This is a genomic window from Pseudomonas sp. L7, assembly GCF_046605565.1.
GTDB lineage: Bacteria > Pseudomonadota > Gammaproteobacteria > Pseudomonadales > Pseudomonadaceae > Aquipseudomonas > Aquipseudomonas wayambapalatensis.
This window is the reverse complement of sequence record NZ_CP176784.1, coordinates 3,723,072-3,737,689: the sequence shown is the minus strand read 5'-3', so window position 1 is coordinate 3,737,689 and position 14,618 is coordinate 3,723,072. Positions and strand designations below refer to the sequence as shown.

Below are 14,618 nucleotides of genomic sequence, written 5' to 3'. Positions count from 1 at the left end.
AAAAAAAGTGGGAGCAGGGCAACCCTGATCCCACAGTGGTGAAGCTGGCCAGGCAGGCCGGGAAAACATTCGATTCGAGGGCAGTGTAGACCCTTGTCTCCAATGTGCACATGAAAAATCAGCAGGCTGGCAGCGCAACTGACCCCACCAGCCATTGGCCGATCGTCGTCATGAATGATCGACAATCACTGTCATCATGTTTTATCCCCTGGTGTTACAAAATGACTGGAAAGTCGCGTTTTCCGGGTGCTTTCGAGCATTTGACAACGCCGACCTTTTCGGAGAATGTGTGCGTACCCAAATCAAACGGGCGTATGAATTGAGCGTTTGTATGTTCACATCGCTCGTACAGAATCCCGACTAGCGCGCTGACGGGTGTGCCTGGGGGAGGGGCGTAAAGCCGGCCTTCCTGCCAGTGATCGGCGTGTACAGTTCAGCTTCCATATCGTGGAGATCAGTTGATGATTTACGAAGGTAAAGCCATCACGGTTAAGGCTCTTGAAAGCGGCATCGTCGAACTGAAGTTCGACCTCAAGGGTGAGTCCGTCAACAAATTCAACCGCCTTACCCTGAACGAGCTGCGTCAGGCCGTAGACACCATCAAGGCCGACGCCTCCATCAAGGGTGTGATCGTCAGCAGCGGCAAGGACGTGTTCATCGTCGGTGCCGACATCACCGAATTCGTCGACAATTTCAAGCTGCCCGAAGCCGAGCTGGTGGCCGGCAACCTGGAAGCCAACCGTATCTTCAGCGACTTCGAAGACCTCGCGGTGCCAACCGTCGTGGCCATCAACGGCATCGCCCTGGGCGGCGGCCTGGAAATGTGCCTGGCGGCGGATTACCGCGTCATGTCCAGCAGCGCCAAGATCGGCCTGCCGGAAGTCAAGCTGGGCATCTACCCGGGCTTTGGCGGCACCGTTCGCCTGCCGCGTCTGATCGGCTCGGACAATGCCATCGAGTGGATCGCCTCGGGCAAGGAAAACCGCGCCGAAGACGCCCTGAAAGTGGGCGCCGTCGATGCCGTGGTCGCCCCTGAGCTGCTGCAGGCCGGTGCCCTGGACCTGGTCAAGCGCGCCATCAGCGGAGAGCTGGACTACAAGGCCAAGCGTCAGCCCAAGCTCGAGAAGCTCAAGCTCAACGCCATCGAGCAGATGATGGCCTTCGAAACCGCCAAGGGCTTTGTCGCCGGTCAAGCCGGCCCGAACTACCCGGCTCCGGTCGAAGCCATCAAGACCATCCAGAAGGCCGCCAACTTTGGCCGTGACAAGGCCCTGGAAGTCGAAGCCGCAGGCTTTGCCAAGCTGGCCAAGACCTCGGTCGCCGAGAGCCTGATCGGCCTGTTCCTGAACGATCAAGAGCTCAAGCGCAAAGCCAAGGCCCATGACGAGATCGCCCGTGACGTGAAGCAGGCTGCCGTACTCGGCGCCGGCATCATGGGTGGCGGTATCGCCTACCAGTCGGCGGTCAAGGGCACGCCGATCCTGATGAAGGATATCCGTGAAGAAGCCATCCAGCTGGGCCTGAACGAAGCGTCCAAGCTGCTTGGCAAGCGCGTCGAGAAAGGTCGCCTGACCCCGGCGAAGATGGCCGAGGCACTCAATGCCATTCGCCCGACCTTGTCGTATGGCGATTTCGCCAACGTCGACATCGTCGTCGAGGCCGTGGTCGAGAACCCGAAGGTCAAGCAGGCGGTGCTGGCCGAGGTGGAAGGGCAGGTCAAGGAAGACGCGATTCTGGCGTCGAACACCTCGACCATTTCGATCAACCTGCTGGCCAAGGCCCTCAAGCGTCCGGAAAACTTCGTTGGCATGCACTTCTTCAACCCGGTGCACATGATGCCGCTGGTCGAAGTCATTCGTGGCGAGAAGTCCAGTGAAGTGGCGGTCGCCACCACCGTGGCCTACGCCAAGAAGATGGGCAAGAACCCGATCGTGGTCAACGACTGCCCGGGCTTCCTGGTCAACCGCGTACTGTTCCCGTACTTCGGCGGCTTCGCCAAGCTGGTCAGCGCAGGCGTCGATTTCGTGCGCATCGACAAGGTCATGGAGAAGTTCGGCTGGCCGATGGGCCCGGCCTACCTGATGGACGTGGTCGGCATCGACACCGGCCACCATGGTCGCGACGTGATGGCTGAAGGCTTCCCGGATCGCATGAAGGACGATCGCCGCTCCGCCGTCGACGCCCTGTACGAAGCCAATCGCCTGGGGCAGAAGAACGGCAAGGGCTTCTATGCCTACGAAACCGACAAGCGCGGCAAACCGAAGAAAGTCGCCGACGCGTCCGTGCTGGACGTGCTCAAGCCGGTGATCTTCGAGCAGCGTGAAGTCAGTGACGAGGACATCATCAACTGGATGATGGTGCCGCTGTGCCTGGAGACCGTGCGCTGCCTGGAAGATGGCATCGTCGAAACTGCAGCCGAGGCGGACATGGGCCTGGTCTACGGCATCGGTTTCCCTCCCTTCCGCGGTGGTGCGCTGCGCTACATCGATTCGATCGGTGTTGCCGAGTTCGTTGCCCTGGCCGACAAGTACGCCGATCTGGGTCCGCTGTACCACCCGACTGCGAAGCTGCGTGAAATGGCCAAGAACGGCCAGCGCTTCTTCAACTGAACGGCCACGAGCTAGAGCGAGATTATTGATATGAGCCTGAATCCAAGAGACGTGGTGATTGTCGACTTCGGTCGCACGCCGATGGGCCGTTCCAAGGGTGGCATGCACCGCAACACCCGCGCCGAAGACATGTCGGCGCACCTGATCAGCAAGCTGCTGGAGCGCAACGACAAGGTCGATCCGAAGGAAGTCGAGGATGTGATCTGGGGCTGCGTCAACCAGACCCTGGAGCAGGGTTGGAACATCGCGCGCATGGCGTCGCTGATGACCCCGATCCCGCACACCTCCGCCGCCCAGACCGTCAGCCGGCTGTGCGGCTCGTCGATGAGCGCGCTGCACACCGCTGCCCAGGCGATCATGACCGGCAACGGCGATGTATTCGTGGTCGGTGGTGTCGAGCACATGGGGCACGTCAGCATGATGCACGGCGTCGACCCGAACCCGCACCTGTCCTTGCACGCCGCCAAGGCTTCCGGGATGATGGGCCTGACTGCGGAGATGCTCGGCAAGATGCACGGCATCACCCGTGAGCAGCAGGACCTGTTCGGTCTGCGTTCGCACCAGTTGGCTCACAAGGCCACCGTCGAAGGCAAGTTCAAGGATGAGATCATCCCGATGCAGGGCTATGACGAGAACGGCTTCCTCAAGGTCTTTGACTACGACGAAACCATTCGTCCCGAGACCACCCTCGAGGGCCTCGCTGCGCTCAAGCCGGCGTTCAACCCCAAGGGTGGCACTGTCACCGCCGGTACCTCGTCGCAGATCACCGACGGTGCCTCGTGCATGATCGTCATGTCCGGCCAGCGTGCCATGGACCTCGGTATCCAGCCATTGGCCGTGATTCGTTCGATGGCAGTAGCCGGTGTGGATCCGGCGATCATGGGTTATGGGCCGGTGCCTTCGACTCAGAAAGCCCTCAAGCGCGCGGGTCTGACCATCGCCGACATCGATTTCTTCGAGCTCAACGAAGCCTTCGCCGCACAGGCCCTGCCAGTGCTGAAGGATCTGAAAGTGCTCGACAAGATGGATGAGAAGGTTAACCTGCACGGCGGCGCCATCGCCCTGGGCCACCCGTTTGGTTGCTCCGGTGCACGGATTTCCGGCACCCTGCTCAATGTCATGAAGCAGAATGGCGGTACGCTGGGTGTGGCGACCATGTGTGTCGGCCTGGGTCAGGGCATCACCACTGTCTTCGAACGCGTCTGATCGCTTCGCGGGACAGCAGCCGGGGCCTAGTGCCCCGGTTTTTTGTTTTTTACAGGATTTGTTCAAGAGGGTGGGCGGCATGCAGATACAACCAGGCGTATATCGGCATTACAAAGGGCCTGAGTACCGTGTCTTCAGCGTTGCGCGGCACTCGGAGAGCGAAGAGTGGATGGTGTTCTACCAATGCCTGTATGGTGACTATGGGTTCTGGGTGCGTCCACTTTCGATGTTCCAGGAGTCGGTCGAGGTTGACGGCGAGCAGGTGCCACGCTTTGCTTTGGTCAAGGCCGAAGAGGGGCTCGCGGCACTGGCCGGGAAGCCCTGCGAGTGATCGACCGCGCTTGACCTCACTGTTTTGCCACTATATATAGCGGTGCCGCGTCCGGCACCTGACGCGTTTTTCATCTTCAGATTCAGGAATACTCCGATCCATGGGCAAATCGCTGGTCATTGTGGAATCCCCGGCCAAGGCCAAGACCATCAACAAGTACCTGGGCAGCCAGTACGTGGTGAAGTCGAGTATCGGCCATATCCGAGACCTCCCCACCAGCGGTTCGGCCAGTACGGCCAAGGAACCGGCGGCCAAGCGCGGCAAGACCGCGGGTGAGGCTCCGGCGCTGACGCCAAAGGAGAAAGCCCGGCGCCAGTTGGTGGCGCGCATGGGCGTCGACCCGGAGGCCGGCTGGAAAGCCAAGTACGAGATCCTTCCCGGCAAGGAGAAGGTGATCGATGAGCTGCGCCGCCTGGCCAAGGATGCCGACACCATCTATCTCGCAACCGACTTGGATCGCGAGGGGGAAGCCATTGCCTGGCACCTGCGCGAAGCCATCGGGGGAGATGACAGCCGTTACAAGCGCGTGGTGTTCAACGAAATCACCAAGAAGGCCATCCAGGAGGCGTTTTCGCAGCCTGGCGACCTGGATATCGCTCGGGTCAACGCCCAGCAGGCGCGGCGCTTCCTCGATCGCGTGGTGGGCTACATGGTTTCGCCGCTGCTGTGGTCCAAGATCGCCCGTGGCCTGTCTGCCGGTCGTGTGCAATCGGTAGCAGTGAAACTGGTGGTCGAGCGTGAGCGCGAGATCCGTGCGTTCAATCCCGAGGAGTATTGGGAGGTCCATGCTGACCTGGGTACTGCGAAGAACGCCAAGGTGCGCTTCGAAGTGGCGCGCGAGAACGGCGAAGCCTTCAAGCCGTTGAACGAAGCGCAGGCCATGGCGGCGCTGGAGAAGCTCAAGGCTTCCAGCTACAGCGTGATCAAGCGTGAGGATCGCCCGACCAGCAGCAAGCCGTCGGCGCCCTTCATCACCTCGACCTTGCAGCAGGCGGCAAGCAATCGCCTGGGCTTCGGGGTAAAGAAGACCATGATGATGGCCCAGCGTCTGTATGAAGCCGGTTACATCACCTATATGCGTACCGACTCGACCAACCTGTCGACCGATGCCGTTGAAATGGCGCGCAGCTACATCGAAAGCGAGTTTGGCAAGCAGTACCTGCCGGCCGCTCCGGTCGTCTACGGCAGCAAGGAAGGGGCACAGGAGGCGCACGAAGCGATTCGTCCGTCCGACGTCAACACCCATCCGACCAAACTCAGCGGCATGGAACGCGATGCCGAGCGCCTGTACGAGCTGATCTGGCGCCAGTTCCTGGCCTGCCAGATGCCACCGGCGCAGTACCTGTCCACGAGCGTCACCGTGGCGGCTGGCAACTTCGAGTTGCGTGCCAAGGGGCGTATTCTCAAGTTCGACGGTTACACCCGCGTATTGCCTCAGCAGGCCAAGCCGGGCGAGGACGACGTGCTGCCGGAAATGGGGCAGGGCGAGACGCTCAAGTTGATCCAGCTCGATCCGAGCCAGCATTTCACCAAGCCGCCAGCGCGCTTCACTGAAGCGAGCCTGGTCAAGGAAATGGAAAAGCGCGGTATCGGTCGTCCGTCGACCTATGCAGCGATCATTTCCACCATCCAGGACCGCGGTTACGTGACCCTGCACAACCGCCGCTTCTACTCCGAAAAGATGGGCGACATCGTCACCGAGCGTTTGTCGGAAAGCTTCTCTGATCTGATGGACTACGGTTTCACCGCCGGCATGGAGGAGAACCTCGATGATGTGGCCCAGGGTGAGCGTGACTGGAAGAACGTGCTCGATGAGTTCTACGGCGATTTCAGCAGAAAGCTGCTGGCGGCCGAGTCCGCCGAGAATGGCATGCGTGCCAACCAGCCGACCCTGACCAACATTCCATGCAAGGAATGTGGTCGCCCCATGATGATCCGTACCGCGTCCACCGGAGTGTTCCTCGGCTGTTCGGGCTATAGCCTGCCACCGAAAGAGCGCTGCAAGGCTACTGTGAACCTGGTGCCGGGCGACGAAATCGCGGCGGATGACGAAGGTGAGTCCGAGTCGTTGGTGCTGCGCGGCAAGCACCGCTGCCCGATCTGTTCGACGGCGATGGACGCCTATCTGCTCGACGAGAAGCACAAGCTGCATATCTGCGGTAACAACCCGGATTGCGCCGGCTACGAGATCGAGGAAGGCAGCTACCGTATCAAGGGGTACGAAGGGCCGAGCCTTGAGTGCGACAAGTGCGGCAGCGAGATGCAGCTCAAGACCGGCCGCTTCGGCAAGTTCTTCGGTTGCACCAACCCGGCGTGCAAGAACACCCGCAAGCTGCTCAAGAGCGGTGAGGCGGCGCCACCGAAGATGGACAAGGTGGAGATGCCGGAGCTCAAGTGCGAGAAGGTCGATGACACCTACGTGCTGCGTGACGGTGCCTCGGGCTTGTTCCTGGCGGCAAGCCAGTTCCCGAAGAATCGCGAGACCCGTGCGCCATTGGTGCTTGAGATCATCCCGCACAAGCACGAGATCGACCCCAAGTACCACTTCCTCTGCGATGCGCCGCAGAAGGATCCGGACGGTCGTCCGGCGGTGATCCGCTATAGCCGCAAGACCAAGGAGCAGTACGTGCAATCCGAGGTAGACGGCAAGCCGACAGGCTGGAAGGCGTTCTACGACGGCAAGGCGTGGAAGGTCGAAGACAAGCGCTGATTCTTCGGTGTTTTGATCAGGGCCGCTTTGCGGCCCTAATCATTTATGATGCAGCTATTCGTCTTGCTGCCTATGGGAGGTCATCCGAAATGGCCCAGGAACTCTACACCCGCACCAACCAGAAACTGTTCTTTGCAGGCCTGGCCCTCGAGTCCATGACCAAGGCAGGGCAGAGCCAGGCCATGAACGCCCAGGGCCTGATCCAAGCTGAGCGCGAAGCGGCGTTGTTCCATCTGTATGGGGCGTTGCTCGGGCTGTGTCACGAGATTGCTGGTTTCTATCGCCTGCCGCAGGCGAAGGCGTCCCGTGCGGAGCTGTTGCTTGACGATGAAACGCTGAAGACCGTTGCCATTCCGGAAATGGCCGAGATGCTTGAGCTGGCACGCCAGCCGCAAACCTGGCTGGCGCAGTTGATCAAGGCTTATGCCGATTTGTTCCAACCACCGGTCGCGAAGAAAGTCGCCAAGACCGATGTCACCCAGCCGTTGATTCAGGCCGTCAATCTCGATGAAGTCGAGGAAATCGTGCTGTCTCGGGAACAGTTGGAAGAATGGCGGCAGAACCTCAAAGGGCTTGTAAGACGTTTCCGAGAAGCGTTGAGTGAGTGCTGACAATCTGCGCGGCTGGTACACTACTCGCCTTTCGTGAACAGCAGGCCCTTTATGTCAACGTCCTTTCTAGAAATTGTCGAATTGCCTGATGGCCGGATCGAACTGCGCCGTGCCGAGGACGAGGGTTCGCTGGTTACCCTGGATTTCTCCGAAGATGCCAAGGCATTTCTTCAAGGGCAGCATGTAGAAGTGGCCAAAGCCATGCTCAGCGTTGGTGTGCAGATGGCAGGTAAATTGATCGAAGGCGACTTCGAGCGTGATGAGGGGCCGCGTGTTCTGCATTGAGCACGCCAGTTGAGCCATCATTGCAGATCGTACAGGCAAAGCCTGAACATCAGCCGAGGCGGATGTTCAGGCTTTGTGCGTTTCCGCAGGTGGCGGCACGAACGAGCTGTTGGCGGATGCTGGTATTGACGTTGCCGAGCCAGCTGACCACGGTGTGACTATGGCCCAGGCGTAGCGCTTCGCAGGCCAGTTGCAGGGCGCTTTGGTTGCTTCCGGGGTGCAGCAGCAGGATGCGTTCGCGATTCAGGCCCGCCTCACGCAGCCAGGTTTGGGTGAGGCTGGCCGGCGGTGCGATCAGTGTCAGCCAGCGCGCATCATCTTCTTCGCTCAGCTCGCGCAGGATAGGGGCCAAAAGGCTCTGGCAGTGCCCTGGCGCGCCGCGCAGGGACAGTTCACTGAACAGTTCAGGTTGGCCGGGCTTGCGCGGTTCCTCTCGACTTTTCAGGCCTGGCAGTACCGGCTGTGCGAGAAAGGCTTCGAACAATGGCAATTGTGCGGGCTGCGATAAATGGGCGGACTGCTGCATGACGCCTCCTGGATCAGCGGCGAATGACGCCGACGCTCAAGCCCTCGATCACCAGCTCCTGATCTTTCAGGTCGACTTCGATGGGGGCGAATTCGGGGTTTTCGGCAATCAGCCAGACCTTGCTGCCCTCGCGCTTGAAGCGCTTGACGGTAACTTCGTCACCGATGCGGGCGACCACGATCTGGCCGTTGCGGGCTTCGCGGCAGGTGTGCACGGCGAGCAGGTCGCCGTCGACGATGCCGATATCCTTCATGCTCATGCCGTGGACGCGCAACAGGTAGTCGGCGCGGGGATGGAAGAAGGCTGGATTGATGTTGCAGGATTCCTCGATGTGCTGCTCGGCGAGGATCGGGGCACCTGCTGCAACACGACCGATGATCGGCAGGCCGCTGTCGTCAGGCTTGGCTTCGAGGCCAGGGATGCGAATGCCGCGGGAGGCGCCAGGCGTCATCTCGATGGCGCCTTTGCGCGCCAAGGCCTTGAGGTGCTCTTCGGCGGCATTGGGCGACTTGAACCCTAGCTCTTGTGCGATTTCTGCGCGGGTAGGCGGGAAACCGTTGTCTTCGAGGCAACGTTTGATGAAGGCCAGGATCTCGGCTTGGCGTGGCGTCAGTTTCAGCATGGCGAGTGGCTCTGTCTTTTTATACAGTGACTGGGATTATATACAGTACAAGGGCTGCTGCAAGCTCCACGCTTCAAGAAAATCGCCGCGATCTGCCAGGCGTTGTGCCCAGCCCTTGATATTTGTGGCTTGCAGCTTGAGCCCCGGCGCTTTAAAAAGGGCGACCGTCGGGTCACCGAACCTTGACATGCGCGTGCTTGAAACGTATGTTTCAAACAACTGTTTGTCAGGCGGATAAGTCATGGCCCAATCGGAAACCGTTGAACGCATTCTCGATGCTGCCGAGCAGCTGTTCGCGGAAAGAGGTTTCGCGGAAACTTCGTTGCGTTTGATCACCAGCAAGGCCGGGGTCAACCTGGCGGCGGTGAATTACCATTTCGGCTCCAAAAAGGCGCTTATCCAGGCGGTATTCTCGCGCTTCCTCGGTCCTTTCTGCGCCAGCCTGGAGCGTGAGCTCGAGCGCCGCCAGGCGCGCCCGGAGCAGAAGCCGACGCTCGAAGAGCTGCTGGAGATGCTGGTGGAGCAGGCCCTGGCCGTGCAACCGCGCAGCAACAACGACCTGTCGATCTTCATGCGTCTGCTGGGTCTGGCCTTCAGTCAGAGTCAGGGCCACCTGCGCCGCTACCTTGAAGACATGTACGGCAAGGTGTTCCGGCGCTACATGCTGTTGGTCAACGAAGCTGCTCCGCGCATTCCCCCCATCGAGCTGTTCTGGCGCGTGCATTTCATGCTGGGTGCCGCGGCGTTCAGCATGTCCGGTATCAAGGCGCTGCGCGCCATCGCTGAAACCGATTTTGGCATCAACACTTCGATCGAGCAGGTCATGCGCCTGATGGTGCCGTTCCTCGCCGCCGGCATGCGTGCCGATACCGGGGTGACCGACGAGGCCATGGCGGCCGCGCAACTGCGACCACGCAGCAAGAGCGCAGTCAGCGGTACGCCAGCCAAGGCTTGAGCACTGGGCGCAGCAGGGCGCTTCGGCTAAGCTAGCGCCCATGCCCGACCTTGATTTCCTGCACATCTCCCTCGCAGACCAACGCCTTTACGGATTTTTCCGGGGGACGTTGTGCGTGCGCCTGGATGTTTCCACTGCGCGTCTGGGAGCGGGTGAACTCAAGGGTTCCGGCTGCACACCGCGTGGCCTGCATCAGGTCAGGGCGAAGATCGGCGCTGGATTGCCGCAAGGGGCTGTGCTCCGCAGCCGACGCTGGACCGGCGAAGTCTGGTCGTGCGCTCTGCATGAGCAATTTCCAGGCCGAGACTGGATTCTCACCCGAATCCTCTGGCTCAGTGGCTGCGAACCGGGCGTCAACCGCCTGGGTCGAGTCGATACCTTTAGTCGTTACATTTACCTGCACGGCACGCCGGACAGCGAACCGCTGGGCGTGCCGTTGTCCCATGGCTGCGTGCGCCTGCGCAACCGCGAGCTGTCGGATCTGTTCGAGCGCGTACCGCTCCATTGTCCGGTGCGCATAGACGAGGCTGCCTGCCCGCAATGGGCCTCTCTGGATATTTAATGAAGGACACCCTATGACTGCCAGCCTGCAAGGCTCCCTGATGGTGGATATCGCCGGTCAATGGTTGACCCCCGAGGATCGTCACCTCCTGCGCCAGCCCGAAGTGGCCGGTCTGATCATCTTTGCCCGTAACATCGACAGCCCACGCCAGGTGCGCGAGCTGTGCGCCTCGATCCGTGCTATTCGTCCTGACCTGATCCTGGCGGTCGATCAGGAAGGTGGTCGGGTCCAGCGTCTGCGCCAGGGCTTCGTACGTTTGCCCGCCATGCGTGCCATCGCCGACAACGCCAACGCCGATTACCTGGCCGAACAATGCGGTTGGCTGATGGCGACCGAAGTTCTCGCGGTCGGCCTGGACCTGAGCTTTGCGCCGGTGCTTGACCTCGATCACCAGCGCAGCGCGGTGGTTGGTAGTCGTGCCTTCGAGGGCGATCCACAGCGCGCCACGCAACTGGCCGGTGCTTTTATTCGTGGCATGAACGCCGCAGGCATGGCGGCCTGTGGCAAGCACTTCCCGGGGCACGGTTGGGCCGAGGCCGACTCGCACGTGGCGATCCCGACCGATGAGCGCAGCCTGGCGCAATTGCGCGAGGCTGACCTGGTGCCGTTCACCCGTCTCAGTGGGCAACTGGCAGCGGTGATGCCGGCCCACGTGATCTACCCCCAGGTCGACAACCAGCCGGCAGGTTTCTCGCGGCGCTGGCTGCAGGACATCCTGCGTGGTGAGCTGGGCTTCGAGGGGGTGATCTTCAGTGACGACCTGTCCATGGCCGGTGCGCATGTGGTGGGCGATGCGGCCAATCGCATCGAGGCGGCGTTGAGCGCCGGTTGCGACATGGGCCTGGTGTGCAATGACCGGGCGGCGGCGGAGCTTGCACTGAGCGCGGCGCAGCGCTTGAAGGTGCGGCCTTTGCCACGTATCGCCGGCATGCGCGGGCGGGGCTTTGCGCGCACCGACTACCGGCAGCAGCCGCGTTGGCTCGAGGCGCTGGGGGCTTTGAAGGACGCGCAGTTGGTGGATTGACCGGGGTGTCTGCGAAGTAGGCGCCCCGTATTCAGCGCCCTCGCTTGCCCGGCAACGGCGCGAACAGTGCTTCGATCTCGTCATCCCCGAGCCGCCACTGACCGGCCTGCTCACCATCGAGCAGGCCGGCCGCGAGGGCGGCTTTCTCTTGCTGCAACTGCTGGATCTTTTCTTCCACCGTGCCGCGGGTGATCAGCTTGTAGACGAACACCGGCTTGTCCTGACCGATGCGGTAGGCGCGGTCGGTTGCCTGGTTCTCGCTGGCCGGGTTCCACCAGGGATCGTAGTGAATCACCGTGTCGGCAGCGGTCAGGTTCAGGCCAGTACCGCCGGCCTTGAGGCTGATCAGGAACACTTCGCTGTCGCCGCTCTGGAACTGTTGAACCGGCGCGCGGCGGTCGCGGGTGTCTCCGGTCAGCAGGCTGTAGCGAATGTCGCGCTTTTCCAGCTCCTGTTCGATCAGTGCGAGCATCGAGGTGAACTGGGAGAACAGCAACACTCGGCGGCCTTCACTGAGCAGTTCCTCGAGCATTTCCATCAAGCTGCCCAGCTTGCCCTTGTCGGCTTGATTGCCCTTGGCTTCCACGCCCTTGACCAGGCGCAGGTCGCAGCACACCTGGCGAAGCTTGAGCAGGGCATCGAGGATGACGATCTGGCTGCGTGAGGCGCCGTTACGGGCGATTTCATCGCGCACCTTCTTGTCCATCGCCACGCGCACGGTTTCGTAGGTGTCACGCTGTGCATCGCTGAGGTCCACCCAGTGAACCATCTCGCTCTTGGCCGGCAGCTCGCGGGCCACCTGCTCCTTGCTGCGGCGCAGCAGGAAAGGGCGGACCCGGCTGGCCAGGTGGGCCAGGCGCTCGCGGTCGCCATGACGTTCGATGGGGGTGCGGTAATCCTGGTTGAAACGTTTCTGATCGCCCAGCCAGCCGGGCATCAGGAAGTGGAAAATCGACCATAGCTCACCCAGGTTGTTCTCCATGGGCGTGCCGGTCAGGCACAGGCGCTGGTTGGCCTGCAGCTCCCGGGCGGCCTGGGCGGCCTTGCTGGTGCTGCTCTTGATGTTCTGTGCTTCGTCCAGCACCAGCACGTGCCAGGCTTGGGCCTGCAGTTGCTCGAGGTCGCGTGGCAGCAGGGCGTACGTGGTCAGGATCAGGTCGTACTCGTGCAGTGCGCCGAAGAACCGGGTGCGGCCCGGGCCGTGAAGGGCCAGGACACGCAGGTCGGGTGCGAAGCGCTGGGCTTCGTCCAGCCAGTTGGGCACAAGGCTGGTGGGCATCACTGCCAGGGCGGGATGGGCCAGGCGCCCGGCTTCTTTTTCCAGCAGCAGGTGGGCAAGGGTCTGCAGGGTCTTGCCCAGGCCCATGTCGTCGCCGAGGATGCCGCCGGTGCCCATCTCGCGCAGGGCATGCAGCCAGTTCAGGCCCTGCTGCTGGTAGGGGCGCAAGGTCGCGGCCAGGCCTTTGGGTGGCTCGACCTCCAAATCGCGCGCATCGCGCAGGCGTCGACCCAGGTCACGCAGTTGTTCGCCACCTTCCCATTGCAGGGGCAGGTGCTCGATATCGTTAAGGCGTGCGGCATCGGCGCGTTCCATGCGCAGCGTCGGGCCGGTGGCATCCTCGTGCAGGTACAGCTCGCCGAGGGTGCCCATGACTGCCTTGATCCGCCCGTAGGGCAAGGCAACACGCATGGCCGGACTGTCCAGGCGGCCGCGGTTGAGGTCGATCAACAGGTGTTCATCGTCGCCGCGCCGCGCAAGTTCGCTGGGGCGCAGCAGTTCGGGGCTGCTGCGCAGCAACTGCAGGACAATCGGCAGCAGGCTGTGGCGCTGGCCGTCGACGACGATGCCCAGTTCCAGGTCGAACCATTCGTGGCCGGGGGCTTCCTGAATGTTGGCGTACCAGTCTTCCACGTCGTGGAGGTTGAAGGCGAAGTCGCGGTGGACATCCACCTTCCAGCCTGCCTCGCGTAGTCGCAGCAGCTCTTCGCGGGCAAAACGCAGCCAGGTTTCGTCGTCGGGCAGTTGGAACATCTCGCCGGCGCTGTCGGGCAGGGCCTTGCTCTGGCGCGTGGCAGGCTTGAAACCGAGCTTGCGCAGGGTGTCGCGCAGGCGTTTTTCATGCTGCGGCTGGCGGCGAATGCGTTGGCTGGTGCTGTCTACCAGGCGGCTCAGCGGCTTGTCGTCGGGGCCGCTGGTGCGCAACCCGTCGTAGTCGAACGAGAGCGCGGCGCGGTGTTGCATCTGGCGCTGCATGCGTCCGGTCTTGGGCATGTAGGCGCTGAATTCGAGGCTGCCAAGGGTCAGGTGGGGGATGGGCTCGATGTTGTCGAGCAGTTCCTGCTTCACCGTTGTCGGGGTTGGCAGTTGGTGGTTCAGGGCGTTGAGTTTGTGGCTGAGTGGCACGATCAGGTGTTCCGGTACATCGGGTGCGAGCGAGAGCTGGATGGCGGTGTGCGGGTCGAGACTGTGGGCGACGGTACCGACTTCTCTGGTCATGACATCGAAGTAAAACAACGGCACCAGCGGCAGGACGCAAAGCAGCGGTTTGTCGGCGCTGTACCACATGCCGCGGTATTCGCCGCTGTCCAGGCGCACCCAGCGAAATTCCGCCTGGCGCTCCTGGCCGCGGCGCAGCAGCGGCAATTCTTCCATGAACATCAGGCGTCCGGTTTCCAGCACCCGTTGCAGTAGCTCGCCGCCTTCCTGGCCCTTGAGCACGTAGCCGCGCTCCTGGCCGTAGGGTGCGTTCTGTGCCGACAACTGGCGCAGGATGCGCAGATCTTCTTCCTTGACGAACTTGGGCGGCTCGTAGAGCAGTTCGTACAGCGAGTGCACCCGGCTGTAGCGTATGCCGTCATCGCTGCGAGTGCCCTTGCGAACGCGCAGGGCGCAGCCCTGATCGCCCAGCAACATGAGCTGGTAGCAGACCATGCGTCCGCGTTTGTCTTCGCCAGGCTGGTGGGTGCTGGGGCGTTGCTCAAGGCCCTGCAGCCAGTGTTGCAGGTGATGGGGCAGGTGATCGCTGGCCGCCGGTTGTGCCGTATGGCGGTGGGCGAGCGTGTAGAGCACGGCGGCGCAGTGCTTGCAATTCTCGCCGACCGGGCAGGTGCACTGACCGCGAACATGGCAGTGTCCGGCGGAGGTGAAGGTGATGATGATCCGTTGACGATAACGGC

12 protein-coding genes are annotated in these 14,618 nt (G+C 61.9%); 9 read left to right on the top strand and 3 right to left on the bottom strand.

Annotated elements, in window-relative coordinates; all coding sequences use genetic code 11:
• Positions 1-461: 461 nt before the first annotated feature.
• The 6 genes from fadB to ACK3BK_RS17195 all read left to right on the top strand — a co-directional run bounded on the left by fadB (position 462) and on the right by ACK3BK_RS17195 (position 7,752).
• Entirely contained in the window at positions 462-2,609 is a 2,148-nt protein-coding gene (gene fadB, locus ACK3BK_RS17220) for a fatty acid oxidation complex subunit alpha FadB (RefSeq protein ID WP_186666319.1), read from the top strand.
• 30 nt (positions 2,610-2,639) lie between these two features.
• Positions 2,640-3,815, top strand: coding sequence for an acetyl-CoA C-acyltransferase FadA (fadA, locus tag ACK3BK_RS17215; RefSeq protein ID WP_186708386.1), 1,176 nt, complete (start codon positions 2,640-2,642; stop codon positions 3,813-3,815).
• A gap of 79 nt (positions 3,816-3,894) precedes the next feature.
• On the top strand, positions 3,895-4,146 hold the full coding sequence (locus ACK3BK_RS17210; protein ID WP_186708384.1) for a DUF1653 domain-containing protein: 252 nt from the start codon (positions 3,895-3,897) through the stop codon (positions 4,144-4,146).
• 100 nt (positions 4,147-4,246) lie between these two features.
• Positions 4,247-6,856, top strand: coding sequence for a type I DNA topoisomerase (topA, locus tag ACK3BK_RS17205; RefSeq protein WP_186708382.1), 2,610 nt, complete (start codon positions 4,247-4,249; stop codon positions 6,854-6,856).
• A gap of 89 nt (positions 6,857-6,945) precedes the next feature.
• Positions 6,946-7,467, top strand: a complete 522-nt coding sequence (locus ACK3BK_RS17200) for a DUF6586 family protein (RefSeq protein ID WP_411382957.1) — start codon at positions 6,946-6,948, stop codon at positions 7,465-7,467.
• 51 nt (positions 7,468-7,518) lie between these two features.
• A complete protein-coding gene (locus tag ACK3BK_RS17195) occupies positions 7,519-7,752 on the top strand; it encodes a hypothetical protein (RefSeq protein ID WP_186666313.1) in 234 nt (77 codons plus the stop codon).
• 49 nt (positions 7,753-7,801) lie between these two features.
• Here the strand turns inward: ACK3BK_RS17195 and sulA are convergent, their stop codons facing one another.
• Positions 7,802-8,278 carry an SOS-induced cell division inhibitor SulA gene (sulA, locus tag ACK3BK_RS17190; RefSeq protein WP_186666312.1) on the bottom strand — a complete coding sequence of 159 codons (477 nt, stop codon included), beginning with the start codon at positions 8,276-8,278 and terminating at the stop codon, positions 7,802-7,804.
• A gap of 13 nt (positions 8,279-8,291) precedes the next feature.
• Entirely contained in the window at positions 8,292-8,900 is a 609-nt protein-coding gene (gene lexA, locus ACK3BK_RS17185; RefSeq protein WP_054894445.1) for a transcriptional repressor LexA, read from the bottom strand.
• Positions 8,901-9,141: 241 nt separating this feature from the next.
• Here lexA and ACK3BK_RS17180 point away from each other — a divergent pair, with 241 nt between their 5' ends.
• The 3 genes from ACK3BK_RS17180 to nagZ are packed head-to-tail and all read left to right on the top strand — an operon-like array spanning position 9,142 to position 11,441.
• On the top strand, positions 9,142-9,855 hold the full coding sequence (locus ACK3BK_RS17180; RefSeq protein ID WP_186666311.1) for a TetR/AcrR family transcriptional regulator: 714 nt from the start codon (positions 9,142-9,144) through the stop codon (positions 9,853-9,855).
• Between the two features lie 40 nt (positions 9,856-9,895).
• Entirely contained in the window at positions 9,896-10,417 is a 522-nt protein-coding gene (locus ACK3BK_RS17175; RefSeq protein ID WP_186719916.1) for a L,D-transpeptidase, read from the top strand.
• Between the two features lie 25 nt (positions 10,418-10,442).
• The gene (gene nagZ, locus ACK3BK_RS17170; protein WP_411384488.1) at positions 10,443-11,441 is read left to right on the top strand and encodes a beta-N-acetylhexosaminidase; all 999 of its coding nucleotides are present in this window, start codon (positions 10,443-10,445) and stop codon (positions 11,439-11,441) included.
• A gap of 31 nt (positions 11,442-11,472) precedes the next feature.
• Here the strand turns inward: nagZ and ACK3BK_RS17165 are convergent, their stop codons facing one another.
• Positions 11,473-14,373, bottom strand: a complete 2,901-nt coding sequence (locus ACK3BK_RS17165; protein ID WP_411384487.1) for a DEAD/DEAH box helicase — start codon at positions 14,371-14,373, stop codon at positions 11,473-11,475.
• Between the last annotated feature and the right edge of the window lie 245 nt (positions 14,374-14,618).